Raw genomic sequence first — 25117 nt, forward strand, 5'->3', positions numbered from 1 at the left:
CAAAGTAGAATGAACCCTACCACCAACGCGGCTTCACAGGAGTCCGGTACTGGCTATTCTCACAAACAATACAAGCTGATAGCGATGCTATTGTATAAACCGGGTTCGTGTAAACTGGCCGGCCAATGGCATTACTCCGATCTACCAGCACGTGGCTAACCGACTCTCCCACAGCCCCAAAATACCCGTAGGCAGCGGCTCCTGAACCAGAAACCGAATGAATATTTCCCACTATACTTCCTGGTGCTGCATCAAACAAACCACCCGTATTCGTCACTTGCTGTCTCGCTGCTTTAAAGAACTCATAAATACCCTTACTCAACCGCTGCTGGGTTACTTCCAGGTAATATTTTTCGCCGGAAGTATAAGGTACACGCGTAATAAACTGTCGACTGATTGAATTTCCGTTGATGTTCACATCAGACATAATATTGATGCAGTTGATGTAACAACGGGTAATATCCCAACAGTCGGAGCAACAGGGAATTCCTTCATAATGGTTTGTCACATACACCAGCTTACAAACATTTGTAAACTCGTAATGAGCCCATTCCCAGCGGTAGAAATCGCCGGGCGTTTCGGGGTCTTTACTGTCAACGTAGACATCCCATCCATTGGCTTGTCCGTTATCTGACGCTCCCGATTGATACCGATATTCGTAATACAATCGACCAATCGGTGGCGATGCTTTTATCTGTTCTGTCTCTGACTCATATTGTTCGCCATTTTGGGTTTTAATCGTCAGTTTATAGGTTCTACCCGCCACGCCCTGTATACTCGATGTCCTATAGTTTCCGCCCGGCGATTGTTCTATAAGAGTTTCCTTATTCCCCAGATCATCCGAAATAATTACCGTTGCCCCGGTTTCGAGCAGGTTTAAGCTCTTGTACGAGTAGTCGGCGGTGCGCGTCAATTTCACAAAATAGGGCCCCGGTTGATCGGTAATCAATCCTTCTACAACCAAAGCGGGCGGTATACTGATACTGTCTGGCTGATACTCGGTCACACACGAAATAACCAGTACCAAAACCAGTAAGAACGGTGCGTATACGTAGCCGCGCGACCACATCAGAATTTAAAATTATAGGTCAACGATGGAAAAGCTGTTCCGAAAATTGACAGCTTATACGCATCGGTAGCAGAGGCAGGACTCAGTTTATAGAAGATCGAATACGCGTTTTTGTGAGCGTACACATTGTAAACGGAAAAGACCCAACTGCTCTGGTTTTTCTTTTTCTTGAGCGGATTTTGCTCAAACGTCATCGAAAAATCGAGCCGGTGATAATCAGGAACCCGCTGTTGATTTCGGTCGACATAGATCGGAACCAGTACCCCGGCCACACGGGCAATGGCTGCGGGTTGCGTGGTTGGGCGGCCTGTGCTATACGTAAAATTGAGCGACATGCTAAACCAGGCTGTTGGTCGGTGCGTAGCCAGTACGTTCAGTGTATGCGGCTTGTCGTAATTCGCCGGATATGGATTGCCATTGTTTACTCGTTCGCTGGTGTAGGGGCTGTCCATAGTCAGGAATGTGCGGGCAAAGGTGTAGCTCATAAAACCTGTCCAGCGACCTTTATTTTTTCGTAGCAATCCTTCAAATCCGTAAGCTTGCCCCTTTCCCTGTACAATCTGAGTTTCTACTGCCTGGGCTAGTTGCAACTCAGCACCGTCGCGATAGTCAATCGCATTCGTCAGGGTTTTATAATATACTTCGCCCGATACTTCAATGGCATTGTCTGACGTATTTCGGAAATAACCTAACGACCACTGATCGGCAATGACCGGTTTTGTGTACTGATCACTCAAATGCCAGCGAGAAGTCGGCAAAGCGGCCGTTGTATTCGTCACTTGCTGAATATATTGACGCAATCGGCTATAGCCTGCTTTAATCGCTTTCCCCTCGCCTACCGACCAGCGGATTGCCAGTCGAGGCTCCAGCCCGCCCGTAGAATGGTAAATTTTGCCAGCTCCATACGTTTGAGTCGATGTGACGGTTTCATCTTGACGAGGCCCGTTTTCCTGATACGTTCGTACTGTGGCAGGCCCTCGACTCAATAATGCCGAATAGCGCAAACCGGCTACTAAGGCTACGTTTGTATTGATTTTCCACTCGTCCTGAATGTAAGCTGCCAGTTCGTAGGCTCGTTCACGGTCAAGATCTACCGGCAGTACGTTGGAATAGGGACCAGGCGTCCGGGTGTTGGGTTGAATTAAATAATCGATAGCGCTAAGGCCCACCTGCCACTGATGCGTCTCGTTGGGTGTAAATGTCAGATCGGATTTGATCTGTTTGTGCCACACGCCCGACTCAAGTTGGAACGCATTCGATGAATCGGGCGATGATAAATTGGCCCGATATCGACTCAAAATAACCGCCGTCGCCAGATTGACTTGCTTATTCATGAAGTAATTCCAGCGCAATACGGCATTCGACGTCTGATAGTTGAACTGGGTCGACGACGCATTGATCTCCTGCCCCGAGAGCGAATCAGACGCCAGCTTGAAAATATCTTTACTGATATAACCTGTCAGGGTAATCGTGTTTTTCTCATCTGGCTGATACTTAAGTTTCGTCGTCACATCATAGAAGTTGGCCTTTGTTCCTCTCAGGTTCGGCGGAGCTATCTTGAACAGAAAATCATTGAACGAAGCCCGGCCAGCCGCCAGGAATGACAGTTTGTTTTTGATCAGTGGCCCTTCAACCGCCAACCGGCTTGAGATAATGCCAATTCCTCCGTTGATACCCCATTTCTCCGCATCAGGCTCTTTGATTTTCACATCCAGCACCGATGACGCTCGACCTCCATACGCAGCCGCAACGCCCCCCCCGATTCAGGGTTACGTTGCTCACAACATCGGGATTGAACACCGAGAAAAAACCCATCAAATGGCTGGAATTGAAAACAGGGGCATCATCAAAAAGAATCAAATTCTGATCCGCACTGCCCCCTCGAACGTTATAGCCGGGTGCCCCCTCGCCTACCGTTGTTACACCGGGCAATAGCAGAAGGCTGCGCACGATATCCACCTCGCCCATCAACGGCGGGATGCGCCGGATGCTTTTTATGGTTAATTGGGAAACACCGATTTCAATTTTACGCACGTTGCGATCCGGTGCTTCACTCGTCACGACAACCTCTTCCAGGTCTTTCGAATCATCTTCCATCGTGATTTCACGGAAGAGCGTTTTTTGCAGCGAAATCGTGTCCTGCTTAGACCTATAGCCTACGTGTGAAAACCGCAGAATGTAATTCCCTGGCGGAAGCTGCACCGTATAGAACCCATCCTTTGCCGTTACGTAGCCTTTGGATACGTTCAGTACTACGATGTTCACTCCCTGAATAGGCTTACCCGTTTTCACATCCTTGACATAGCCCGTCGCCGAAAACGTAGGTCCGTTAGGATTTACTCGTTGCTGGGCAACTGCCCCATTGATCAGACAAAACGACAGTAACAGTAAACGTAAAAAACGCATAGAACCAGGTTTAGAAAGCGCGGATTAGCCAGCAGGAATATTACTAACGATAGATAGGTTAATCCTATAAAAGGGGTAATCTACTTGATTTACCCTATTTCTATTGTCATTAACCAATAATTAATATTCCTTAGCTAACCTAACTTATGCTCTCTTACGCACGTTCTCCCGTCGCTGTTGCAGGTAGTCGTTCATACTTTCATCTTCCTTCTTACCGGGGTAGAGCAGTTTTGCTATTAGAGTATGCACTTTTGTACACGGGTTGTGATTGGAGTAATCAGTTTGTCCAGCAAATACTGCCTCCAACCTCTCAGCCCACAAAATTGCTTGTTCTTGATTTCCGTGCTTAATGAGCAGGTCATACATTTCCCGGCTATTTTTATTATAAGCAAAAGGAAGTCCCATTTTTTGAGCTAACTCTTTCTCAAGCTTGGCTTTATACTGGCCACGAGACATACCATGCTGGACGAATTGAAAATGAAGGAGGAACCACAGTTCAAAAGCTTCATTGGTCCAAGCACAGTGAACGCCGACATCACGCCCTTTAGAAATTGCATTATTAAACCGTTGTGCAGGAAAGTCATCTCTATCAAATACTGCCCAGACTTCATCAAACACTCTCCCCGAAAACTCTTCTTGACGCTTACGAATTTCTAAAGCGTCATTGACAACAGTAAGTGGATCATGACCAGTCCCTTCCGCATGAAGGTCTACCATCTCAATCATCCCTGGCCGCAAACTCTTTTTAAGCCCATTGAAGTAATTCGGCTCAGTTTCAGTCCCTTCACAAACGATCAAATAGTACTTACGTTTGGCTTGGATATCCTGTTTTCGGGAAGTTTCTTGACGAGCAAATCGCTTACTATCAACTTTAATCGCTTTTCTGGCCATCAGGATGCTAGTTTCGATAGATCACCAATGAATGGAATAGCTCCGTAGCGTCCCCGAATATAGTCCTCCTCAAACGAACGGTCTTTACGGACTTTTGTGCCATCTTCTTCCTGATATTCAACTAATGAATAGAGACTTGTTGCTCCATATTGGTCTTTTTCAGTGAAATAAATCTGATCGCGTCTGAATAGCTTGCCTGAGAGAAGATTCGTATCATGAGTTGCAAAAATCAATTGTGCATTATTCGGATTTAATTCAGGTTGGTTGAATAGACGAATAATCGCTTGAGTCATTAGGGGGTGTAACTTGGCATCAAGTTCGTCAACTATTAAGACGCCACTATCTTCCAATGTATCGAAAATTGACCCCGACAAATCGAATAATTTATTTGTGCCAGACGACTCATTTTTATCTAAATCAAAAAATTCGTAGCCTATTAATTTTTTCTCTGCATCAAATTTTTGGTGATGTGTTTCAATAGTTGTTAACTTCCCATCTTTTAAACCATCCACCAAAAGTCTTTTAAATTCATCGGTAAATCCGGTTAGATCGTCAATTGGAAAAGATTCTTGCCCGAAGCTTATATTATTAATTCCTAAGTCAACCCTATTGATAAATTTCAATAAATTAGATTGATCATTTTTTTCTATATTTCTCATAGTAAATCTCCGAAGTCTTTCATGAGATATACCAGAAATAGATACAAGCTGGCTAAACCACTCCAGAATTCGCTTAGCTAATTCTCCATTGAATTGGTCACATATAGCCAGAAATAATGCATTATCACGTGTTCTCTCTTCTAATCCTTTACCTTCTTTAAAATCTTTAAATACGTTAATTTCATTCTTTTCTCGTAGAAAAAGTGTTTTTTCCTGTTCTTTCCGAGCCATGAACAACCATTCTGATTGCACTACTTTTCGATCAACCTCAAAGCCGTAACGATATCGAATGCCACCAAGTAAAAATAACACCTCAAAGTAGCTAGGCTTCCCTTCCGTTTCTGTACTAAGTCGAAATGGCTCAACCTCAATAGAATCTGTTGAAGAATGTCTAGATGAAGTTGTTACAATCAGGCTCATAGTCTCCATTGCCTTCAACACATTCGACTTCCCACTTGCATTAGCCCCGTATATGACCGCACTTCGCAATAACTTATAACGCCCTGCATCAATCAACTGATCGCGGTGTTCGCTGATTGACGCTGCGTCTAACCGCAAAGTCTGTCGGTCTTTGATCGAAAGAAAATTGCCAACACTGAATTCAATAAGCATAAGGAGGTAAAGATTATTACAATTCAAAAATGACTAAAATTTGAGAAAAAATCTCAAATTTTAGTCATTTTATATATCTTTCTAACAAGTACTCCAAGAATCTTCAATTATTATCCCCGAATTTTCTCCCGTCGCTGTTGCAGGTAGTCGTTCATTTCTGGTAAGGTCAGTGCATTAAAGGTCATGGCTTTGGTTAAGCCCCCTTTTCGGCCAACGGCCACGCCATAGTGCATATCCAGCAAACCAGCCAAATCGTGCGCGTCGGGGTTAATACTGAGCATGACGCCCTGCTGCATGGCATACTCGATCCAGCGCCAGTCGATATCGAGACGGTACGGGCTGGCGTTGATTTCGATCACGACGTTGTGTTCAGCACAGGCGTCGATGATGGCCCGGTGATCGATGGGGTAACCTTCTCGAGCTAGTAACAATCGGCCGGTTGGGTGGCCAAGAATCGTTGTGTATGGGTTTTCGATGGCCTTAAGCAAGCGTGTGGTTGCTTTTTCGAGCGACATCGTTAGGGTTTGGTGGACAGACGCCACGACATAATCGAAGGTGGCTAGTGTAGCATCATCGTAATCTAAGGAACCGTCGCTTAAGATATCTGACTCAATGCCCTTGAAAATACGGAAGTCATCGCCAAAACCTTTGTTAAGTTCATCAATTTCAAGTTGTTGCTGTTGTACCCGTTCCGCATCCAGCCCGCCCGCGTAGGAAGCCGTTTTGGAGTGGTCGGCAATACCGAAATACGTTAAACCCAATTCGCGGCAGTAAGCCGCCATACCCGCCACCGATTGCTTCCCATCCGACCACGTACTGTGGTTATGGAGCGTTCCGCGAAGGTCTTCCCAGGTTACGAGCTCGTCGTTATGGTGGCGACTTGCCCAGCGAAAGGCGAAGTCATCTTCGCGCATTTCAGGAACGATGTAGGGCAAGCCTGCCCGTTCATAAATCGCGGTTTCGACGGTATCTGTCGTTGTGTAAGCTGCCTGCAAAAGCGATACGCCTGTAGGTCCAGCCTGTTTCAAGTGAGGCTCGGCAGCGCTATGAATAAACAATTGCTGGTCGATCTGGCTGGCAGAATAAAACAGAATTTCCACCTGCACATCGAATCCATTGAGTTGCCCACGCCACACAAACGGCGACGATTCTCGTTCATTTTGAACCAGATTGGGCAAATTGCTCAACGTCAGCATGGCCGATACAGGATCGCTGGTTTGGACGAGTAATTGTATCGTATCGACTTCCTGTGCTTTCAAACGAACCTGCCCACTGACTTCAACTCGCTCAAAGTGTTTTATCAGTTCATCATGTAACATATTGGCGATCATGGCCGCTTTATCCATACGCACTTTGCCCTGTTGCTCCTGCAAAAACTCCAGAGCAGCCAGAATTTTCTCCTGCGTGCTAGCCCCAAAGCCTTTGATCTTCGCAATCTGACCGTTCTCTCCCGCTAGCTGCAAATCACGCAGGTTGTCGATACCCAGCTCACGCCATAATGTACGTACTTTCTTGACACCCAGCCCTTTGATACGAAACATATCCAGCACGCCCGACGGTGTTTCGGCCATTAACTCATCAAGTTCAGTCAGGCGGCCTGTTTCAGCAATCTCGCGGATTTTCTGAGCAATGGATTTACCAACGCCTTGCAGCTTAACTAACTCGTCTACAGGCAAGTTAGCCAGATCGGCAGTTGATTTATCCAGGTTAAACGCGGCTGTCTGGAAGGTACGAGTCTTAAATTGATCGCGGTCGTGGAGTTCCATTAACCGGGCCGTTAGTTCGAGCAGGTCAACGATTTCGGAATTAGTCATGAGAAAACGGTCATTTACTCCGCAAGTTAGGCAATCGGTCAGATTTTCGGGGGATTTGACGCCAACGCGAGTCTACCTTTACTTCGCCAGCGAGCTAATTCACTGACAGTCAAACCAACTTAAACTCAAGATCATGGAATCGATGACAACAATGCCTGAGCGCGATAATTACCTCTGGAAAAAAGCCAAAGCCCGTGTCGGCTTTCGGATTCATCTCCGCACGTATCTAATCATCAATGCTGGCCTGTGGCTCATCTGGGTCTTTACCAATTTTGCATTCCGTTCGTCGGGGCACTACGGCTCTATTTTCCCCTGGCCTTTCTTCCCCATGATTGGTTGGGGCATTGGCCTAGCTTCTCATTATTTGGGCGTCTATCACAGCAATGAACGCTCAATGATTGAGGAAGAATATCAGAAGTTAGTGAACCAGCAGCGCTAGGAAAATCGATGACAATCAACACGAAAAAAGCAATCCTGATTGGGTGTGGAATTTCTGGCCCTATGATGGCGCTGTTTCTCAAACAAATCGGAATTGAAGCCACTATTTATGAAGCTCAAACGCAGCATAGAGATGATGCTGGGGCTTTTTTAGGGCTTACGCCCAATGGCTTAAACATCCTGAAACAATTTATTCCGCTTAAATCTATTCTCACCGATTTTACACCCGGAAAAATGACATTCTTCAATGCGAAGAATAAGAACATTGGGGAAATCGATAATGTAAATCAAAAAGAATTATACGGTGCCGAAACGGTACAACTAAAACGAGGAGTGCTGAATAAAACAATTCGAGAAGTTGCCACAGCCAATGGAATTAACATAGAATTAGGTAAGAAACTGATATCAATTCAACAGAATGAACCATCAGCGACTGCTTTTTTCGAAGATGGCACAAGCGCCACTGCCGATTTTATCATCGGTTGCGATGGTATTCATTCAGCAACCCGCAAATCAATATTCCCGAACGGACCAAAATTATCGTATACCGGTTTGCTCTCGACGGGCGGTTTTACGAAGCTGCCGAATGTAGAAGATTTATATGGCTCAATCCGAATGACGTTTGGGGAGAAGGCGTTTTTCGCCTATGCGGTTTCTAATCTGGGCGACGTCTGGTGGTTCAATAATATCTCGCAGGAAAAAGAACCAGCAAAAAATGAGCTAAGCAAGCTAGAGCTGGATCAACTCAAGAACACGTTACTGAACCTGCATAAACACGACCCAGCCCCCATTACCGACATTATTAAATCGGCCCAGAAAGTAGAAATTTATCCGATTTATGACATTCCGTTTTTAGAAAAATGGCACAAGGGCCGTGTTTGCCTGATTGGCGATTCGGCCCATGCCACAGCACCGCATATCGGGCAGGGAGCATCACTAGCGCTGGAGGACACAATCGTTTTAGCCAAATGCATCCGGGATTTGCCCACCCTGGAGGAAGCATTTGCTAAATTCCAGACATTACGGCAACGTCGCGTACAAAAGATGGTTAAAGAGGCTCGAAAAGTTGGTGACAATAAAACCGTGCCCAATAAATTCCAGCAGTTTTTCAGGGACTTACTATTGCCCTTCTTCGTCAAGATGGAAGCAAAAAAAATGGCCTGGGTCTACTCGTATAAAGTTGACTGGGAGGAGAAAGTAGTTTGATTTCTTTGTCATTCCGACGATAGGAGGAATCTCAAGGTTTCCTTACTCTCAAATAAGGATAATTCAAGATTCCTCCTGGCGTCGGAATGACAAAAAATAGGATTAGCCCTTAATAACCAGATCATATTTGGTCAACAAACCGGGCAAATTTTGTAACGAGAACTTGGCTTTTTTCAGCTTATTTTCGTCTGGATTTAGTTCTAAATTATAGGAACTCGAAAAATCAACCTGGGCCAAATCATTCCCTTCAAATCTGGCAAATTCCAGATCGCAGCTTTTAAAGATGGTTCCAGTTAGTTCACAACGTATAAAGTGAGCTTCCCGGATTGAACAGTCGATAAACTTAGCTTTCTTCAGTTTACGATTCAGGAAAGCTGTGTTATCCAGCTGGCACTCCTGAAAATTGGCATGAAATCCGAAAGCATTGCATTGCCCGAAATCAACATACGCCAGCTTGCAATTGAAAAAATTGACGTCGAAGAGTTTTACATTTCCCAACCCAACTCTCGTTAAATTGCATTCCTCGAAACGGCAATTAATAAAATTCGAGTTGGCAAACTCGATGCGGGACAAATCCAGTTTTTTGAATGTACAGTGTTCAAATTCATGATTCGTCCATTGCTCCGGCAAGTCCTCGAGTTGAGTAAATACCTGTTTATAATACTCCATTCTTATTTGTCAAAAACCGCTCAATTATGAACCTTCCTAAACCGCCACAGGCGCTTTGATAGCCGGATAAGGATCGTAGTTTTCGAGCGTGAAATCTGCATAGGTAAAATCAAACACCGATTTTACATCCGGATTCAGACGCATGGTGGATAATGGGCGTGGTTCGCGGGCGAGCTGCGTTTCAACCTGCTCCAGGTGGTTCAGGTACAAGTGCGTATCTCCACCTGTCCAGATAAACTCGTGAGCAGTGTAGCCGCACTCCTGCGCAATCATCATGGTGAACAACGCGTAACTGGCAATATTGAAAGGCACGCCCAGAAATACGTCAGCGCTACGTTGGTAAAGCTGGCAGGATAGCTTCCCATCAGCCACGTAAAACTGCATAAGAAGATGGCAGGGAGGCAACGCCATGTTTGGCACATCGGCCGGATTCCAGGCCGAAATAATCATTCGACGCGAATCAGGTGAGTTTTTCAACTGCTTCAATACGTCCTGCAATTGATCGATCACTTGTCCATTGGGAGCTGCCCAGCTACGCCATTGTTTGCCATAAACGGGACCTAAATCGCCGTTTTCGTCAGCCCACTCATCCCAGATCGACACGCCATTGTCTTTCAGGTATTTGATGTTTGTATCGCCTTTGATGAACCACAGTAATTCGTGAATAATGGACTTGGTGTGAACTTTCTTGGTGGTCAATAACGGGAAGCCGTCTTGCAGATTGAAACGCATCTGGTAGCCAAAAACGCTGATGGTTCCGGTGCCGGTGCGGTCTGTTTTGCGAGTGCCTTTCTGAAGAATATGGCGAAGCAGGTCGTGATATTGTTGCATGAACAAAAATCGGAAGTCGAGCGTCGTCAGGCAAACTTTAGAGCAAATAAATAACCCCGCCCTCTGTGAAAAGAGCGGGGTTGGTCATGGAATTAAGTTTCAGTCAGCGACTTACGCCTTGGCTTTTTTCATACAGCAGGCATGACTACCTTTTTCGCAGGATGCCGACTTGGCTTTTTTTACTTTCTTCTCTTTACTGACTTCGCCAGCAAATGAAACAGTAGTTAGGGTGGTCAGCAGGGCCAGACCAAGTAAGGCTTTTTTCATGGTAAATGCTGTTATTAAGGTTCTTAACGCATTAACGCGTTCCGACGAAATTTATGCAAAAACCACGCCATTCGTTTTTAAACACAGAGTTAACGGAGGTTAACACGGAGAACACGGAAGAATTGTCATTAAAAGAAATATATCTGTGCTCTCCGTGTTAACCTCCGTTAACTCTGTGTTTAAGCCTCAATTTCAAATGAATACGTTATCTCTGTCGAAGGGCGCAGTTGGGCAGTTGCTGAGCAGTATTTATCCATCGACAGGTCGATGGCCCGTTTTACTTTCTCAGGATTTAACTCACCTTTTAGCAAGTAAGTAATATGAATTTTCTTGAACGGAGCTGGAATGGCATCTTTTTCGCGTAACCCATCCACTTTCAGACGGAAGTCTTCGATGACCTGTTTCTGTTTTTTCAAAATCAGGATAACATCGATGGCTGAACAACCAGCCAGACCCATCAACATCATTTCCATTGGTCGTGCTCCGGCATTATGACCACCAATATCCGTAGCGGCATCGATGTGTTGCGCCACACCCGATTTACCTAAAGCTTCAAAATGAAAAGCGTCGTCGACACGAACGAGCTCAACTTGCATGGTAGTGTATTCCTGAATGGCATCAACTGGTTGTGAATCAATCATTGTCTTTTTTGCGTTTATCAGGTGAAGTGTTTATTTTCACCATCTCAAAGTAAATAAAATCATGTCCGAAAAATTCACCGACGACCTCTTCGACCTCAAAAACGACCGGCGGTTAAGCGTGTATCTCTACCGGGCTGGCTTTGGAGCCTGGTTGCTCTACATCGTATCGGGTGCGCAGTTTATGCAATCGGTGCGCATTTATCGAACAGATTTTGGGGTGTTCTCGTTCTTTCTGATGGTGATGGGTTTATCGGCTTCCATGATTTACGATTACTATCATCACCCTGCCGAGTTCGCCCAAAAGAAGAAATGGCTGGCATTCAGCTATTTGGTTTTAGCAGGCCTGGTTTACTTCTTTATTCTTCACAACGAGCCAATCACTTTAGAGCACCTTTTGGGGCAGGGGTTATTCTAAATAAATGGATAATGAGCAATGAATAATTGACAATGATTTATTGCCCGTCATTATTCATTGCTCATTATCCATTATTACACTAGTCAGCCACTTTCGCAATCACACGCTGATAACGAGTCAGTTGTGGTGTTCCTGAATCGGTTACTTCAAGAATCAGGTGGATTGTTTTTCCGGCGATAGCATCCTGGGGGCTGAACTACCCAGCACTCACTTAGTTGATCACCGCTTGCCAACCGGCATAATCGATAGCTACTTTTTCCTGCCCTGCACCGGGATTAACCTCTTCTTTAGTCAAATTAATGGAGCTTAAATAAGCCAGATCTTTATAAATACCCGCTTTCAGACCAGCCAAATAAGCAGCACCTTGCGCAGACACATCCGGCATACCTTTATTAACGACCGATTTACCCAGCAAGTCGGCTAAGAACTGAAGCACAAACTTATTGGCACTGATACCGCCGTTCACCATGAGTTCTTCCAGCGAAATGCCGGTATCCTGCTCCATCGCCACAATAACATCCTTAATCTGGTACGGAATGGACTCTAACGCTGCCCGGACGATGTGATTTTTAGTCGATCCGAACGTCAACCCTGAAATAGATGCTTTACGAGACATTTGCCAGTGCGGAGCGCCTAAGCCGCTGAATGCCGGGATAATATAAACGCCACCATTATCGGTCACCGCCGTTGCCATCGTTTCCGTTTCGCGACTTTCGGCGAACAATTCCAGCGTGTTTTTCAACCATTCGATAGTCGCTCCACAAGTGACAATGACGCCTTCTAACGCATAATCGACGCGCTCTTCGGTACTCCAGCAAATGGTAGTCACCATACCGTGGTTCGAGGTCGTTACGGCTTCACCGATGTTCATGATAATCGAACACCCTGTACCTAACGTCGCTTTGGCGGTACCCGGCGAGAAACAACCTTCGCCAAACGCAGCCGCATGGGAGTCGCCAATGAGGCTGGTGATTGGGATACTATGGTCGAATAAACCATTGAAATTCGATTCACCAAAGTATGCCGAAGATGGTTTCGGTTCTGGCAGATTCAGCTTCGACAAACCAAACGTAGCTAGCAATTCCTGATCCCAGCTTAGTGTTTTCAGGTTAAAAAACAGGGTCCGGGATGCGTTGGTATAATCGGTCAGGTAGCACTTACCGTTGGTTAGTTTATAAAGCAGCCAGGTATCTACGGTTCCAAAATACGCTTTCCCAGCATCGATAGCCTGCCGAACTTTCTCATCGTTTTCGTTGAGCCAGATCAGTTTGCTTCCTGAAAAATAAGGATCAATGAACAGCCCGGTTTTCGCCTGAATCGTCTCTTCCAATCCTTCGGCTTTTAGTCGCTCGCAAACGCCAATAGATCGTTTACACTGCCAGACAACCGCATTATGCAACGGCTCGCCCGACTCGTCCCAAACGATAAATGTCTCGCGCTGATTCGAAATCCCACAGGCATTAATCGCCTTTAGATCACCGCCTTCAGCGGCAAATGTGCCAATGCACTTGCCGACAGACGTGAGCACATTTCGAAAAATTTCGTCTGGAACTTGTTCAACGTAGCCATCGCCGAAGTAATTGGTTTTCAGTGGTTCCGAAGCACGCGCAACAACACGCCCTTCGGCATCAAACAGAAGCGTTTTGGTGCTGCTAGTGCCCTGGTCGATGGCAAGAATGTAGGAATTGGTCATTTTTTTAATGTCAATTTTTGTCATTCCGACGCCAGGAGGAATCTCAAGTTTCCTATTGATAAAGCTTGAGATTCCTCCTGGCGTCGGAATGACAAAAAACTGCTATTCACTCTTCGAATTTGATTTATCAATAATTACCGCCAACAGGATCACGAACCCTTTCACGACCTGCTGCCAGAACGGCGATACGTTGAGGAGGACCAACCCGTTGTTCAATACACCGATGATAATAGCCCCCTGCACAGTTCCCAAAATACTCCCCCGCCCACCTGACAATGACGTTCCGCCGATCACTACAGCCGCAATGGAATCTAACTCATAACTGGTTCCCGCATTCGGCTGAGCTGAGTCTAATCGGGAAGTAACGAGTAGACCGCCAACAGCCGCAAGAGCCCCTGCGATAGTATAGACGGCTATTTTGATTTTATTGATATTCACTCCCGACAGGCGAGCCGCACTTTCGCTGCCGCCAATGGCGTATATGTAACGCCCCAGTCGGGTTTTATTGGTAATCAAGACGGCAACGACTACGATAATGGCCGATAACCAAACGGGTAACGGAATCCCTAAAAACCAGCCTGTTCCCAGAAAAGTGAACGAATCACCGAGGCCAGTGATTGGAAAGCCTTCTGTCCAGAGCATCGTCAATCCACGGGCGATGGTCAGCATGGCCAGTGTCGCTACGAAGGGTGGCAGTTTGAATCGCGTAATAGCCCAGCCGTTGAACCAGCCCAACCCAGAACCCGTAATCAACCCGGCCAATGTGGCACCTAACAACGTAAAGCCGATATACAGATTCTGTGATGGAAGTTGAATGCCATTGCGCAATAAGCCCGCTGTGATAGCCCCCGAAAGCGCCAGTACCGAACCGACGGATAAGTCGATACCCGCCGTGAGTACCACGAGCGTCATGCCCGTAGAAATGCAGACGTTGACCGAAATCTGCCGTAGTACATTCCAGAAGTTGGCAACCGTCAGAAATTTATCGGACATCAGGCTGATTCCCAGGCACAGAATGAACAGAGCAATCAGGGATTGAAAGCGCGTTAGAAAAGGACGATAGGAAGTTAAGGTGGCTTGCATATATGTAAAGAATGTAATGAGCGAAAGAGTGAATGAGTGAAAGAGCGTAAAAAACTTGCATCAGCTTTGCGCTCATTCACTCATTCACTCTTTCGCTCATTTGATATTGAAATAGCGGCTTTGAGTATCAAATCTTCCGATGCGTCCGCAATGGCCATTTCAGCCGTTAGGGTGCCTTCGCACAGGACAAGGATACGATCCGAAATAGCCAGAATTTCAGGCAGTTCGGAGGATACGACGATAATACCCATACCCTCATCAGCCAGTTGCAGAATGAGTTTATAGATTTCGTTCTTGGCGTTCACATCAATGCCCCTCGTGGGCTCATCGAGCATCAACAGTTTTGGGTTTGTGGCCAGCCATTTCGACAGCACGATTTTCTGCTGATTCCCTCCGCTCAGATTTTTAGCGACTTGCTTCTCCGAAGGCGTTTTGATCCGCAAATCGGCAATGTATTTTTTGGCTAACGAAGTTTCTTTTTTTCTGACTCAGGAAACCCGTTTGTTCAATGCTCTCCAGAGCCGTCAGACTTATATTGGTTTGCACATCCATCCCCAGCACTAACCCATCTTTTTTACGATCTTCCGGCACCAATGCCAGTCCCGATTTGATTGCGTCAATCGGAGCCTTAAATTTAACCGGCTGACTATCAATAGTAATTACGCCACTAGTACGCTTTGCATGAAGGCCAAACAGGGTTTCTAAAAGTTCGGTGCGACCCGCTCCCATGAGCCCAAAAATGCCAACCACCTCGCCCCTACCGACCGTGAACGAAATGTCTTTTAGCTGATTCTCTTGTGTGCGAATCGGGTGCTTAAGACACAGGTTTTCGACCGAAAGAAGTGGTTGGTGTACCCGTTCCGTCGATTGTCGTCGGATGCTCTTCACATCCCGACCCACCATTTTTCGGATGAGTGTATCATGATCAATTCCCTGCATACTGCCCGATTCGATTGACTTTCCATCACGCAAAACGGTATAGCGGTCGGCAATCGTGAACAGCTCATCTAGCTTATGCGAGATGTAAACAATGGCTTTGTTCTCGCGTCGGAGGTCGTTGATGATCGTGAACAGAACGGCGACCTCGCTCTCTGTAATGGCCGACGTCGGCTCGTCCATAATAATCACTTCCGACTCAACCAACAGGGCTTTAGCAATCTCAACTACCTGTTGTTGACCCACTTTCAATTCTGCGACTAATGTATCGGGGTCAATATCTAGCCGGAGTTTTTCGAGGAGTTCACGGGTTCGGAGTCGCATGGCTTTCTGATCGAGGGTGCCCCAGCGCGTCGTGATTTCTCGCCCAAGAAAGATGTTTTCTGTGATGCTCAGATACGGAATCAGATTTAGCTCCTGGTGGATAATCGCAATGCCACAAGCCTGTGCATCACGAATCGAATTGAAGCGGACTGGCTCCCCATTGAACCGAATCTGCCCTTCATAGTCTGGATAAACACCCGACAGGATTTTCATTAGCGTCGACTTCCCCGCTCCATTTTCGCCAATCACAGCAGTTACCTGACCCGCCAAAAATTCAAGGCAGACCTGGTCCAGGGCAGTTACTCCCGCAAATCGTTTGGTGATATTTTCTGCTACTAACATAGGGCGCGGGGTCAATAGAACGCTGATTATTATGATTAAGTAAGATCTTTTTGATCATATAAATCATGACAATCTGCGGTCTATAATTTTATCGGAATTACCTCTACATTATCCAGATGCAAATGCTCTTTATTCAGTTCGATAGCTCCGACAAACTTCACCGTATTTCCTACCTTCGCACTAGCTCGAAAAGGGGGCACAACTTTCTTACGAATAATCGCATTGAGTTCAGCCGATACATTATTGAGGTCCATCGTATTGTCGAACTCGATAATCTTGATCAGGCCCGACGCATCCCGCACGGCATTACCAAAAATGTATTCCGTTGCCAGCTTTACAGATTCGCCGGAGGGCAGCGAAATCGTCACGTCATTATCGTTAATGGCCGTTAGTTTACCTTCGCCCTTGACCAGAAAGTAGCGGATGTTGCCGATGCCCAATGCGTGAGAATAGGTATCGACCGCTTTCTCCCTGTCGGTTTTCAATGATGAAAGTAGCATCGATAAATCGGTTGCGGAGGTTGCGCTGGCTGGTAATAACTTCGTAGTCCAGAATGTCTGCGCATAGGCGGTCGCATTGAACTTCTCGCCAGCACTGGAGCCTGAATTAGCGTTTACCTCATCCAGCTTTTTGAAATAGACTGAGTTGTAGGCGACAACCGCCAAGAGAACCAGAAGAATCGAGTAGTTGAGTGCGTTTTTCGGCATGATTCGTCAGGATTTTTTAGCAGTTGGATAATCCTTGATATTCGCCTGATCAACTAGTTCGACAGCTACGGGTATCTTCTTAGCAAAATCCCGTTTGCCTTTAAAATACGCATCAGCGAACTCAGCGGCTGTTTTGGCCATCGTTTGGGGTGATTGCAAGCCCGTTGCTTTGATCTTGCCATCGCGGATGGAATTCATCACATCATCGGCCCCATCGAAACCAAAAACGGCTACGTCTTTCGCTTTTCCAGCGGCCACCAGCGCCTGATACGCCCCCATTGCCATCGCATCGTTTCCGCAAAAAACCGCGTTGACATCGGGGTGAGCCTGCAAAATAGATTCCAGCACTTCCATCGCCTTATTTCGGTCGAAATCAGCGCTTTGCTGAGCCACCATCTTAAAGTTCGGATACTGATCAACCACGCTATGAAAGCCTTTCGAGCGGTTCCAGGTGTTGTTGTCGCCGACCAATCCCAGAATTTCGACGTAGTTAATTGGGGCATCTTTCGCTTTCGTTCGCAGCGTTTGCACAAAGTATTTCCCAATAGCCACGCAGCCGGAGTAATTGTCGGACAAAATCTGGCAGGTCGCGGCCTGGGGTGAGTTGACTTCCCGGTCCATACAGAATACCGGAATGCCTGCCTCAATGGCCTTCCGCGCATTCACAATCGACCCATCAGAATCCGTCGGGTTGAGCAGAATGGCGTTGAAGCCCGACACAATGGCGTTTTCGAAATGGTCGCTCTCCAGGGCCGTGTTGTTCTGCGAGTCGAAGATTTTGGTCTCGTAACCCAACGCCTTCGCCTGAGCTGCTGCCGTTTCGGCCAACACCACAAACCAGGGATTGTTGAGCGTCGACACAATCACCGCTACCTTCTTCGGCTGGTTAGTAGCTGACTTATTCGTACAGCTTCCGATCAGGAAGAGGATAAAAAGCAATAGAAAAATGATTCTTCGACTGTTCATGAGGCTTAGTTTTTTTGTCATTCCGACGATAGGAGGAATCTCAATTTTCTCAATAATCAAGCTTGAGATTCCTCCTATCGTCGGAATGACAACCACAGGATGACAAAAAATTATGGCATTATCGTTACAATCACTCGCTGATAGCGCGTCAAAGCCGGGGTGCCTTTATCGGTTACGGCCAGAATGAAATGCATCGTTTCGGGCTTGGTTACTTTCGGGGCCGTAAACGAGGCCACTTTCTGCTGACTGTTGCTAACCTTAGGCAACCGACTACCGGCATAGGTGCCTACTTCGGGATAGTAAATCCATTCATACGTCAACTCATTACCATCCGGGTCAGTTGAGCCTTCGGCGCTAAGAGTCACCGTTTCTCCGCTTTTAGCCTGTAATTGGTTGGCGTGGCTCAACCTGGCTACAGGCGGATGATTCGCTTCCTTATAGGGTTTAGTCGTCCAGTTGATGCGGGCCGCAAAATCGTTTTGATACGCTTGTCGCCACCGCCAGATCGTCGCTTTGTTGCTCGCATACCAACCACCGTCAATTCCTTTTACCTGATCTTCCGCGTCCGTCCAGATCGGTCGGGTTTCGGGTTCAAGAAACCACTTACGGGTTCGGGGTGTGTAGAGTTCATAACGACCACCCCAGCTCCCGTAATTCGGATGCTCAGGGTCGCTTAATCCATTGTCGATCAGGTTAAAAAAGCTGGGCGTGTCGCCTTCCATAATGTAATCTGTGTGCGGATGCTCGGCTCCCAATGGCCCGTGATTCTTACGAATGTTCGCATCCAGCCAGGCATTATTGACAATATTGGAATCGGGCCCTGCGAAACCGGGAGCATAGGGAAACACATCTCCACTGATCCCCCGCCAGGTCGACGGTTCATACCCACCAAGGGCATGAAAACCGGGGCTGACAATGTAGAACAGATTCGGGAATGTTTTGCGCAACCACGGCCCCGAATCATCCTGATCGGAAATGGTATACACACGAAGCTTAGCCACAAACTTGTCAACCTCTTCGGGCGTACGCGTCTGGCGAACTTTCCAAAGTGCCTGCGCCAGACAGTTCGCTCCTCCCCAAACGGGCACCCAAACCGGCCGGTCATCCTTTTTATCAACCACAGCAATAATATGCTCCGACCCTTCTGAATCGTTGCCTGATCCAACGGCATCCATACCATATTTGGGAATAGCAGGTTTGATAACACTCAGAAGATAAGCCGTTTCGGGGTAGCCTTTTTCGTGGAGCAGCAGATTATTCCGAACCTTCCCATAGGCTTCTACGATTCGCCGAATCCGTTCGGGGGCAATCCGTTTTTGCTGGTGAACAGAAGTTGTGGCAATCAGTCCTTCTACATCCCATTGATTCACATATGTCAGGAAACGCACCAGCGACTGCGCATCGTCGGGCTCATTTTCAATGTCGGTTAGCACCAATACCCGCAGTTTTTGAGGGGGGGGGGATTGGGCGAAACTGGGCGTAGATAAGCTCGCCAGCAAGAGTAGGACTATTAAGAAATAGATGCGTTTCATGTGAGGTTTAGGAAAAATATAGAACACGGATTTTTATGATTGTCATGATAAAAAATGATCTTAATGAATCATAACGATCATAAAAATCTGCCGGGGCCGCCCGTGCGGTTCTATTGTAGCAACTTCAGCGCTTCTTCGGCAATGCCATCTTCCGACAGACCATAGTGATTAAAAATTTCTACCTGCGAGCCGGTAACGGTATATTCATCGGGGATAGCCATGATTTTGAACTTGTTACGAAACCCGTTCTGTATCAGAAATGAGGCACAGGCTTCACCCAATCCGCCAAACACACTATGTTCCTCAACCGTCAGAATAGGGCAACCTTTAGTCGCTACAGTCGCCAGTAGATCGTAGTCCAGCGGTTTAATCGTGTGCATACTCACGACCGTCGCGTGAATGCCGTGTGCACTTTCTAGCTGGCGGGCTGCCTGAAGCGCGGGATAAACAGTCTCACCAGTTGCCACCAGCACCAGATCGTCGCCCTCGTTCACAATTCGACCTTTGCCAAATTCAAATTGCTGGTTCTCTTCAGATAAGAGTGGCATCGCTTTTTTACCGAATCGAAGATAGATCGGATGCTCGGTTTCGGCAGCCAGACGAATAGCTTGCTCGGTTTCGAAGTTATCCGCAGGGGCTACGATGATCAGATTATGCACGGCCCGAAGTGCTGCAAAATCGTGCAGACTGTGGTGGGTAGAACCCAAGGCACCATAACTCACTCCGGCACTGATACCCACCAGTTTTACTGGATTATCCGAGTAAGCAACGTCGGTTTTGATTTGCTCGAACGACCGGGCCGTCAGAAAACAGGCAGGCGAAACGGCAAAAACTTTTTTACCCGTAGACGCCAGTCCGGCGGCCACACCGACCAGATTCTGTTCAGCGATCCCGATTTCGATATGCTGCGCCGGATACTTCTGCCCGAACGGCACCAACTTTCCCGATCCTCGCGAATCGCTGGTCACGACCAGAATCTGTTTATCGGTAGCCGCCAGCTCCTGTAACGTGTTTGAAAACACATCCAGGTTTGCCCGGTCCACGCTAGGATGGGCTTTTTTATCAGTCACTACACTCACTTCTCCCATAGTTGTATTGATTGGATGAACTCGTTACGGATTCATCAATTCCAGTTTGGCGAAAAAATCAGCGAACATCAGGTGCGTATCCAGCTGGGTATACACTCGAATCGGTCGGCCCGTATGGTTGTGTGCATAGGTCCCGGCCTGATTGATGCGTGGAGCCTGCCGAACGACATACTGACTTGACGAAGGGTCCGGCTCAAACGACGACTGAAGGGCTGTAAGCAGCACTAGCGGACTATCGCCCAGAATATAGGTTTCGCCGATATTGATAAACCGCTGAATACGAGTCATTAATGTCTCCAGGGTTCCGCTCAGGTAAGCGCCAATTTGGCCACGCGGCTTTACTTTTGTTAGTAGTTGCGCATACGACAGCAGGCATTGCCGGTACACGTTCCGGGGTATTTGCCACAAATGCAGGGACGATCGATTGAAGACCGCCCGAGCGGCCGCCTGATCGATGTTCAGATTGTATTCTACTTCCGAATAACCCGGTGGTGGCAAGGCTAGCTCACTATACTCAGGTCCGCCAATCCAGATGAGCGTCAGCTTGTTGGCAATCAGCGGATTGGTCAACGCAGCCGACGCGATTTCGGTAAGTCCGGCACCACAAACCACGTATAACGGTGTTTTCGTATCGGTACGTAACGCTTCCTGAATGATGAAGTTGACGGCTTCGTTTTTAACCGGGGTACTGTCATTCACCATCGCGGTGTTCGATCCGGCAAAGACGGGAATGCTTTTAGTCACTTTCATCGCCTGCAACACTTCCTTTGCCTTTTTGGCGGCATTGTCGGCCTGTATTTTCGACGGATCAAAACCATCCTGCGCGTTTAAGTGCGATCCGATAATTGCCCGAATCTCCACTGAAGGCGACATCAGTAAGTGAGCCAATTGGAACAATCCATCAGGATCGCCACTGAAATCGTTATCCACGATGACGCGCATACGAGGCTCCACCGCTGCTAGCCCTTTCGATTGCCCGAAGGTTGAGAATGAGGCTGTGAGACAGAGTAATACAATCAGCCCAAAATTCCACAGGCGCAAACCCATTGTCATAAATTTTTCCATTGGTTTTATTCACTCAATCACTCATTCATTCATTCAATCACTCAATCATTCAATCACTCAATTCCGCCAATGCCTGTTCGTATTGTTCCTTGTTGGGTACGCCGTGGTGCCACTTCAGCTGATTTTCCATGTAGCTGACGCCTTTGCCTTTTACGGTATTCGCGATAATCAGGCTGGGTTTTCCGGCTTCGAAGGGGAGCGCATCGAAGGCTTCCATCATGGCTCCCAAATCGTGTCCGTCAACCTGCCGCACAGACCAGCCAAAGGCTTCGAACTTCTTGTCGAGGGGATCGGTACTACACACATCGGCCGTGGGAGCGGTAATTTGCAAACCGTTTTTATCGACAATAGCGCAGAGGTTATCGAGCTTATACTGAGGAGCTAACAGTGCCGCTTCCCAGTTAGACCCCTCGGGCAATTCGCCATCGCCCAGTAAGGTGAAGACCCGAAATGGCTTCTCATCCAGCTTGGCCGAGATCGCTGTACCGACGCTGAGTGGCAATCCATGACCCAGCGAACCCGTATTTTGCTCAACCCCCGCTACTTTTTTGGTAGGATGGCCAATGTAGTGCGACTTGTATTTACACAGGGTCTCCAGGTCCGATTCAGGGAAAAAACCTTTATCGGCCAGCACCACATAGAGCGCTTCGACCGTATGCCCTTTGCTTTGAATATAGCGGTCCCGATCCGGCGATTTGGCTGTTTCGGGGCTGACATTCAGGACATAATTGTAGAGGACATTCAGGATGTCGATGCACGACAAACTTCCGCCGGTATGGCCAGCGTTGGCCCCAACAATGTATTTGAGAATATTCCGGCGATAGTTCACCGATTTTTGAGCTAATTCGTTGATTGTCATAACTGATTCAAAATCACTTCTCTCGTACCTTAATAATGATCCGTTGATACTTGGTCAGGGCTGGCGTCCCATTGTCGGTTGCTTCCAGAATAAGATGAATCGTTTGACCACCTACAACTTCCTTCGGAATCAGTACGTCCACGTGCGCCGAAGTCGGATTCGAGATCGTCACTTTAGGCGTTTGATTACCTATCGGCAATTGCCACCAGTTGATGGAAACCGCATTTCCATCGGGCTCCGAAACAGCCCCCGTGAGTCGTATTTTCTCGCCAGCATTGGCCATTACTGTCAACGGCCCTGCGATTCTCACAACCGGTTCATGATTAGCATCGGCATACTTAGGAGTTACAGACCACTTAAGTCGGGCGGCAAAGTCACGTTGCGCAGCCGGGAAAAAATTAGGAAAAGACAGTTCATCACCACTTTTGGTCGCCCGAGTATTCGCCGTGCTAAGTGCGTTTGCCATGGCGTTGGCGCTGGTATCCTGAGGGGTTGCAAACGAAAAACCTACGGCATCCCGGTTGCCAATTCCACGACCACCCCAGCCACCATACGAACCTGATTCATAGGCTCGTAATCCATTCCCCAACATATTCATAAAGGTGTGGTCGTCTCCTTCGCCCAGCCAGGAGTTTTTCGGCTGTACGGGCATCCAGACTACATAGCCCATTTTCTTCAGTTCCTCATTCGTGTGGCCAGCCAGACCAAAATAATCCATGATGTCGCCTTTCACCATCTGCTTCCCATCGCCCCAAACCCGGTATAAGGCCCCCATTGGGCCACGGTCCAATACGTTTTCTTTCATCCAGGCGGGCGTCAAATAGGGCGCATTTTCAGGCTTGGCCCCCAACTGCGCTCCATATCCATAATTTGGCCCTTCCTTAAATTGCCGGTACTCCATATCTGGCCAGTTCGGTTTTATGTAGCTGGCGTAGGTATCGTCCTGATCGCCAGAAGGCAGCAGCACAACTTTTCGCGACACTTTCTTTTTGATCACATCCCATTCAGTTGTGTATTCATATTGCTCCTGAATGGCTTTGAGCGCACGGGCAATCGTACTTGCCCCGCCCCAGGCGGTAATAAAAAGAGGACCAGGTTTATCATCCAGCATCAGCGATTTAATCAGGTCCGAACCCGCCGAATTCTTGGAAATATCGCCGTCGAACTCAATATTGCCATAGCGAATTTTTGACTGGAGGTCAGTTGGCGTGGGATAATTGGCGTTATGTACTTTCAGGTTCGGGTATACTTTCGCATACGCCCCAACCGCATCGTGAATGAAGCGCTCGTCTTTAGCCCAACGCCATGATTCACAAGGGCATATATTCAAACCAAATCGACTATATTCTCGTCCCGGAACGGCCCATTTTGTCCCCTTCCCATCCCCTTTCCAGTGAAATTGGCTACTGGCATAAATGAGTCCTTCCACGTCCAGGTCGCTACTATATAGTAAAAACCGGATCAGTGAGTTATTGTCATCCAGTTCTGGATCGGCGGTTATAATGATGCGGGGGCGGGCCTGCTTACCCGTAGGTTGGGCGTTTGCACGGGTTGTCAAAAAGTACAGCATGAACAGCCCGAGGTAAAGGCAGACACTCCACTGTAAACGTAGTCGATGTAACCGCATAAGGTTTTGGATTTGAGGCTGTTTGACCGGATTCATCGGTAGGGCTACCAGAACATTCACTTATTTTTTCGACTGAGTCATAAACCCCTGCTGCGCGAGCCAATCGGCAAATCGGTCAATCCAATGATCAGTTGGTATATTTTGCTTGTTCATCCCGAAACCGTGTCCTCCTTTAGCATACATGTGTAGCTCGGCGGGTTGTTTTGCCGCCAGCCATTTACTGTACAACTCTACGCTATGTGGAGCCAGATTTAGTTGATCGTCGGATGCGCAGACAGCAAACAATCGTGGCGCATCCGCTGCGACCGTACCTTGAAGCGAAGCGGGCATATACGGATAAATGGGCGCTACAAACGCCGGTTTGTTCTCAGGAGTATAGTTGAAAGCTGCGGAAGCCGTCACGGTACCACCCGCCGAAAAGCCCAGAATACCAATGCGATTAGGATCGATTCCATAATCGGCCGCGTGTTTCCGCACGTAGGCAATGGCTGCTTTACCGTCAGCAATTGATAGTGGAATGGTCGCTTTATTCTCCGCATCCCATTCGGCCTTGCGCGGCCCGTTAATGCCCGCCATCATATCGGCAAACGGGTCGTCGGTGTTGATATAGGCCGTACGGTATTTCAGGACAAATGCAGTAACGCCTTTCTTCGCTAACCAGGTAGCGACATCATTTCCTTCGTTATCAATGGACAGAAAATGAAAGCCTCCACCTGGGCAAATAATCACAGATGTGCCATTGGCAACGGCCGGATCTGCCGGAAATACCGTAATCGATGGGTTGACGACGTTAAAGACCGTCATCAGTTTTATCGCATTGGCATTATTCTTTTTCTCAACCCAATTCCAATTTTCGGAACCGGGTGCCGGACCGTCGTAGATTCGAATTTCTTTTTGCTGCGCCTGGGCAACGCCGGATAACAGGAGGAAAAGCAGGAGGATTTTCTTCATGGATGGTTTAGGTTAGGGTCAATTAG

At 47.4% G+C, this 25117-nt stretch carries 26 protein-coding genes; 3 read left to right on the forward strand and 23 right to left on the reverse strand.

Annotation, left to right across the window (positions count from 1 at the left end):
* Nucleotides 1–16 precede the first annotated feature (16 nt).
* From H3H32_RS15275 to H3H32_RS15295, 6 genes are all read right to left on the reverse strand, one after another.
* Nucleotides 17–1069 (reverse strand): DUF4249 domain-containing protein, encoded by a 1053-nt coding sequence (locus H3H32_RS15275; protein ID WP_182463520.1) that lies wholly within the window; start codon nucleotides 1067–1069, stop codon nucleotides 17–19.
* A complete protein-coding gene (locus H3H32_RS15280) occupies nucleotides 1069–2778 on the reverse strand; it encodes a TonB-dependent receptor plug domain-containing protein (RefSeq protein WP_240543784.1) in 1710 nt (569 codons plus the stop codon). Before H3H32_RS15280 ends, H3H32_RS15275 begins: the two co-directional genes overlap by 1 nt.
* Nucleotides 2759–3475, reverse strand: a complete 717-nt coding sequence (locus H3H32_RS37525) for a carboxypeptidase-like regulatory domain-containing protein (protein ID WP_240543785.1) — start codon at nucleotides 3473–3475, stop codon at nucleotides 2759–2761. The genes H3H32_RS15280 and H3H32_RS37525 overlap by 20 nt, the downstream gene beginning before the upstream one ends.
* Before the next feature lie 144 nt (nucleotides 3476–3619).
* A complete protein-coding gene (locus H3H32_RS15285; RefSeq protein WP_182463521.1) occupies nucleotides 3620–4366 on the reverse strand; it encodes an RloB family protein in 747 nt (248 codons plus the stop codon).
* On the reverse strand, nucleotides 4366–5637 hold the full coding sequence (locus H3H32_RS15290; RefSeq protein ID WP_182463522.1) for an AAA family ATPase: 1272 nt from the start codon (nucleotides 5635–5637) through the stop codon (nucleotides 4366–4368). The genes H3H32_RS15285 and H3H32_RS15290 overlap by 1 nt, the downstream gene beginning before the upstream one ends.
* A 110-nt stretch (nucleotides 5638–5747) precedes the next feature.
* On the reverse strand, nucleotides 5748–7451 hold the full coding sequence (locus tag H3H32_RS15295) for a helix-hairpin-helix domain-containing protein (protein WP_182463523.1): 1704 nt from the start codon (nucleotides 7449–7451) through the stop codon (nucleotides 5748–5750).
* 133 nt (nucleotides 7452–7584) lie between these two features.
* On the opposite strand from H3H32_RS15295, the gene H3H32_RS15300 reads away from it, so the two are divergent.
* A complete protein-coding gene (locus H3H32_RS15300) occupies nucleotides 7585–7890 on the forward strand; it encodes a 2TM domain-containing protein (protein ID WP_240543786.1) in 306 nt (101 codons plus the stop codon).
* Nucleotides 7891–7898: 8 nt separating this feature from the next.
* Complete coding sequence (locus H3H32_RS15305) at nucleotides 7899–9095, forward strand: FAD-dependent monooxygenase (RefSeq protein WP_182463524.1); 1197 nt, start codon at nucleotides 7899–7901, stop codon at nucleotides 9093–9095.
* Between the two features lie 102 nt (nucleotides 9096–9197).
* On the opposite strand, the gene H3H32_RS15310 is transcribed toward H3H32_RS15305, so the two are convergent.
* From H3H32_RS15310 to H3H32_RS15325, 4 genes are all read right to left on the reverse strand, one after another.
* Entirely contained in the window at nucleotides 9198–9764 is a 567-nt protein-coding gene (locus H3H32_RS15310; RefSeq protein ID WP_182463525.1) for a pentapeptide repeat-containing protein, read from the reverse strand.
* A gap of 36 nt (nucleotides 9765–9800) precedes the next feature.
* Complete coding sequence (locus tag H3H32_RS15315) at nucleotides 9801–10595, reverse strand: thymidylate synthase (RefSeq protein ID WP_182463526.1); 795 nt, start codon at nucleotides 10593–10595, stop codon at nucleotides 9801–9803.
* Between the two features lie 111 nt (nucleotides 10596–10706).
* Complete coding sequence (locus H3H32_RS15320) at nucleotides 10707–10862, reverse strand: hypothetical protein (protein WP_182463527.1); 156 nt, start codon at nucleotides 10860–10862, stop codon at nucleotides 10707–10709.
* Nucleotides 10863–11041: 179 nt separating this feature from the next.
* Nucleotides 11042–11503: an OsmC family protein gene (locus tag H3H32_RS15325; RefSeq protein ID WP_182463528.1), complete on the reverse strand. Its 462-nt coding sequence runs from the start codon at nucleotides 11501–11503 to the stop codon at nucleotides 11042–11044.
* Nucleotides 11504–11564: 61 nt separating this feature from the next.
* Between H3H32_RS15325 and H3H32_RS15330 the strand changes: the two genes are divergently transcribed.
* Nucleotides 11565–11918, forward strand: coding sequence for a hypothetical protein (locus H3H32_RS15330; RefSeq protein ID WP_182463529.1), 354 nt, complete (start codon nucleotides 11565–11567; stop codon nucleotides 11916–11918).
* A 79-nt stretch (nucleotides 11919–11997) separates the two neighbouring features.
* Here the strand turns inward: H3H32_RS15330 and H3H32_RS38255 are convergent, their stop codons facing one another.
* From H3H32_RS38255 to H3H32_RS15385, 13 genes are all read right to left on the reverse strand, one after another.
* The gene (locus H3H32_RS38255) at nucleotides 11998–12096 is read right to left on the reverse strand and encodes a hypothetical protein (RefSeq protein WP_374191840.1); all 99 of its coding nucleotides are present in this window, start codon (nucleotides 12094–12096) and stop codon (nucleotides 11998–12000) included.
* A gap of 33 nt (nucleotides 12097–12129) precedes the next feature.
* Nucleotides 12130–13611, reverse strand: coding sequence for an FGGY family carbohydrate kinase (locus tag H3H32_RS15335; protein ID WP_182463530.1), 1482 nt, complete (start codon nucleotides 13609–13611; stop codon nucleotides 12130–12132).
* Nucleotides 13612–13713: 102 nt separating this feature from the next.
* Nucleotides 13714–14694, reverse strand: coding sequence for an ABC transporter permease (locus H3H32_RS15340; protein ID WP_182463531.1), 981 nt, complete (start codon nucleotides 14692–14694; stop codon nucleotides 13714–13716).
* Between the two features lie 80 nt (nucleotides 14695–14774).
* Entirely contained in the window at nucleotides 14775–15137 is a 363-nt protein-coding gene (locus tag H3H32_RS37860) for an ATP-binding cassette domain-containing protein (RefSeq protein WP_256432994.1), read from the reverse strand.
* Nucleotides 15100–16296 carry a sugar ABC transporter ATP-binding protein gene (locus H3H32_RS15345; RefSeq protein ID WP_256432995.1) on the reverse strand — a complete coding sequence of 399 codons (1197 nt, stop codon included), beginning with the start codon at nucleotides 16294–16296 and terminating at the stop codon, nucleotides 15100–15102. Before H3H32_RS15345 ends, H3H32_RS37860 begins: the two co-directional genes overlap by 38 nt.
* Nucleotides 16297–16376: 80 nt before the next feature.
* On the reverse strand, nucleotides 16377–17003 hold the full coding sequence (locus H3H32_RS15350) for a DUF2291 domain-containing protein (RefSeq protein WP_182463532.1): 627 nt from the start codon (nucleotides 17001–17003) through the stop codon (nucleotides 16377–16379).
* Between the two features lie 6 nt (nucleotides 17004–17009).
* Entirely contained in the window at nucleotides 17010–17969 is a 960-nt protein-coding gene (locus H3H32_RS15355; RefSeq protein WP_182463533.1) for a D-ribose ABC transporter substrate-binding protein, read from the reverse strand.
* Between the two features lie 110 nt (nucleotides 17970–18079).
* A complete protein-coding gene (locus H3H32_RS15360) occupies nucleotides 18080–19501 on the reverse strand; it encodes a DUF1593 domain-containing protein (protein ID WP_182463534.1) in 1422 nt (473 codons plus the stop codon).
* A gap of 110 nt (nucleotides 19502–19611) precedes the next feature.
* Nucleotides 19612–20589, reverse strand: coding sequence for a transketolase family protein (locus H3H32_RS15365; protein WP_182463535.1), 978 nt, complete (start codon nucleotides 20587–20589; stop codon nucleotides 19612–19614).
* Between the two features lie 24 nt (nucleotides 20590–20613).
* Nucleotides 20614–21654 (reverse strand): nucleoside hydrolase, encoded by a 1041-nt coding sequence (locus H3H32_RS15370; RefSeq protein ID WP_182463536.1) that lies wholly within the window; start codon nucleotides 21652–21654, stop codon nucleotides 20614–20616.
* 49 nt (nucleotides 21655–21703) lie between these two features.
* The gene (locus tag H3H32_RS15375; RefSeq protein ID WP_182463537.1) at nucleotides 21704–22513 is read right to left on the reverse strand and encodes a transketolase; all 810 of its coding nucleotides are present in this window, start codon (nucleotides 22511–22513) and stop codon (nucleotides 21704–21706) included.
* A gap of 13 nt (nucleotides 22514–22526) precedes the next feature.
* Nucleotides 22527–24140 (reverse strand): DUF1593 domain-containing protein, encoded by a 1614-nt coding sequence (locus H3H32_RS15380; RefSeq protein ID WP_182463538.1) that lies wholly within the window; start codon nucleotides 24138–24140, stop codon nucleotides 22527–22529.
* 60 nt (nucleotides 24141–24200) lie between these two features.
* The gene (locus tag H3H32_RS15385; RefSeq protein WP_182463539.1) at nucleotides 24201–25091 is read right to left on the reverse strand and encodes an alpha/beta hydrolase; all 891 of its coding nucleotides are present in this window, start codon (nucleotides 25089–25091) and stop codon (nucleotides 24201–24203) included.
* Nucleotides 25092–25117: the final 26 nt, after the last annotated feature.

The sequence above is a fragment of the Spirosoma foliorum genome (assembly GCF_014117325.1).
In the GTDB taxonomy this organism is placed as follows: domain Bacteria; phylum Bacteroidota; class Bacteroidia; order Cytophagales; family Spirosomataceae; genus Spirosoma; species Spirosoma foliorum.

Coding starts and splice junctions, on each gene's coding strand:
- H3H32_RS15330 (WP_182463529.1), top strand. CDS start 11,565: ATGTCCGAAAAATTCACCGACGACCTCTTCGACCTCAAAAACGACCGG.
- H3H32_RS15275 (WP_182463520.1), bottom strand. CDS start 1,069: ATGTGGTCGCGCGGCTACGTATACGCACCGTTCTTACTGGTTTTGGTA.
- H3H32_RS15295 (WP_182463523.1), bottom strand. CDS start 7,451: ATGACTAATTCCGAAATCGTTGACCTGCTCGAACTAACGGCCCGGTTA.
- H3H32_RS15340 (WP_182463531.1), bottom strand. CDS start 14,694: ATGCAAGCCACCTTAACTTCCTATCGTCCTTTTCTAACGCGCTTTCAA.
- H3H32_RS15365 (WP_182463535.1), bottom strand. CDS start 20,589: ATGGGAGAAGTGAGTGTAGTGACTGATAAAAAAGCCCATCCTAGCGTG.
- H3H32_RS15350 (WP_182463532.1), bottom strand. CDS start 17,003: ATGCCGAAAAACGCACTCAACTACTCGATTCTTCTGGTTCTCTTGGCG.
- H3H32_RS37525 (WP_240543785.1), bottom strand. CDS start 3,475: ATGCGTTTTTTACGTTTACTGTTACTGTCGTTTTGTCTGATCAATGGG.
- H3H32_RS15375 (WP_182463537.1), bottom strand. CDS start 22,513: ATGACAATCAACGAATTAGCTCAAAAATCGGTGAACTATCGCCGGAAT.
- H3H32_RS15315 (WP_182463526.1), bottom strand. CDS start 10,595: ATGCAACAATATCACGACCTGCTTCGCCATATTCTTCAGAAAGGCACT.
- H3H32_RS15300 (WP_240543786.1), top strand. CDS start 7,585: ATGGAATCGATGACAACAATGCCTGAGCGCGATAATTACCTCTGGAAA.
- H3H32_RS15370 (WP_182463536.1), bottom strand. CDS start 21,654: ATGGAAAAATTTATGACAATGGGTTTGCGCCTGTGGAATTTTGGGCTG.
- H3H32_RS15345 (WP_256432995.1), bottom strand. CDS start 16,296: ATGTTAGTAGCAGAAAATATCACCAAACGATTTGCGGGAGTAACTGCC.
- H3H32_RS15285 (WP_182463521.1), bottom strand. CDS start 4,366: ATGGCCAGAAAAGCGATTAAAGTTGATAGTAAGCGATTTGCTCGTCAA.
- H3H32_RS15310 (WP_182463525.1), bottom strand. CDS start 9,764: ATGGAGTATTATAAACAGGTATTTACTCAACTCGAGGACTTGCCGGAG.
- H3H32_RS15320 (WP_182463527.1), bottom strand. CDS start 10,862: ATGAAAAAAGCCTTACTTGGTCTGGCCCTGCTGACCACCCTAACTACT.
- H3H32_RS15385 (WP_182463539.1), bottom strand. CDS start 25,091: ATGAAGAAAATCCTCCTGCTTTTCCTCCTGTTATCCGGCGTTGCCCAG.
- H3H32_RS15325 (WP_182463528.1), bottom strand. CDS start 11,503: ATGATTGATTCACAACCAGTTGATGCCATTCAGGAATACACTACCATG.
- H3H32_RS15305 (WP_182463524.1), top strand. CDS start 7,899: ATGACAATCAACACGAAAAAAGCAATCCTGATTGGGTGTGGAATTTCT.
- H3H32_RS15360 (WP_182463534.1), bottom strand. CDS start 19,501: ATGAAACGCATCTATTTCTTAATAGTCCTACTCTTGCTGGCGAGCTTA.
- H3H32_RS15335 (WP_182463530.1), bottom strand. CDS start 13,611: ATGACCAATTCCTACATTCTTGCCATCGACCAGGGCACTAGCAGCACC.
- H3H32_RS15290 (WP_182463522.1), bottom strand. CDS start 5,637: ATGCTTATTGAATTCAGTGTTGGCAATTTTCTTTCGATCAAAGACCGA.
- H3H32_RS15355 (WP_182463533.1), bottom strand. CDS start 17,969: ATGAACAGTCGAAGAATCATTTTTCTATTGCTTTTTATCCTCTTCCTG.
- H3H32_RS15380 (WP_182463538.1), bottom strand. CDS start 24,140: ATGCGGTTACATCGACTACGTTTACAGTGGAGTGTCTGCCTTTACCTC.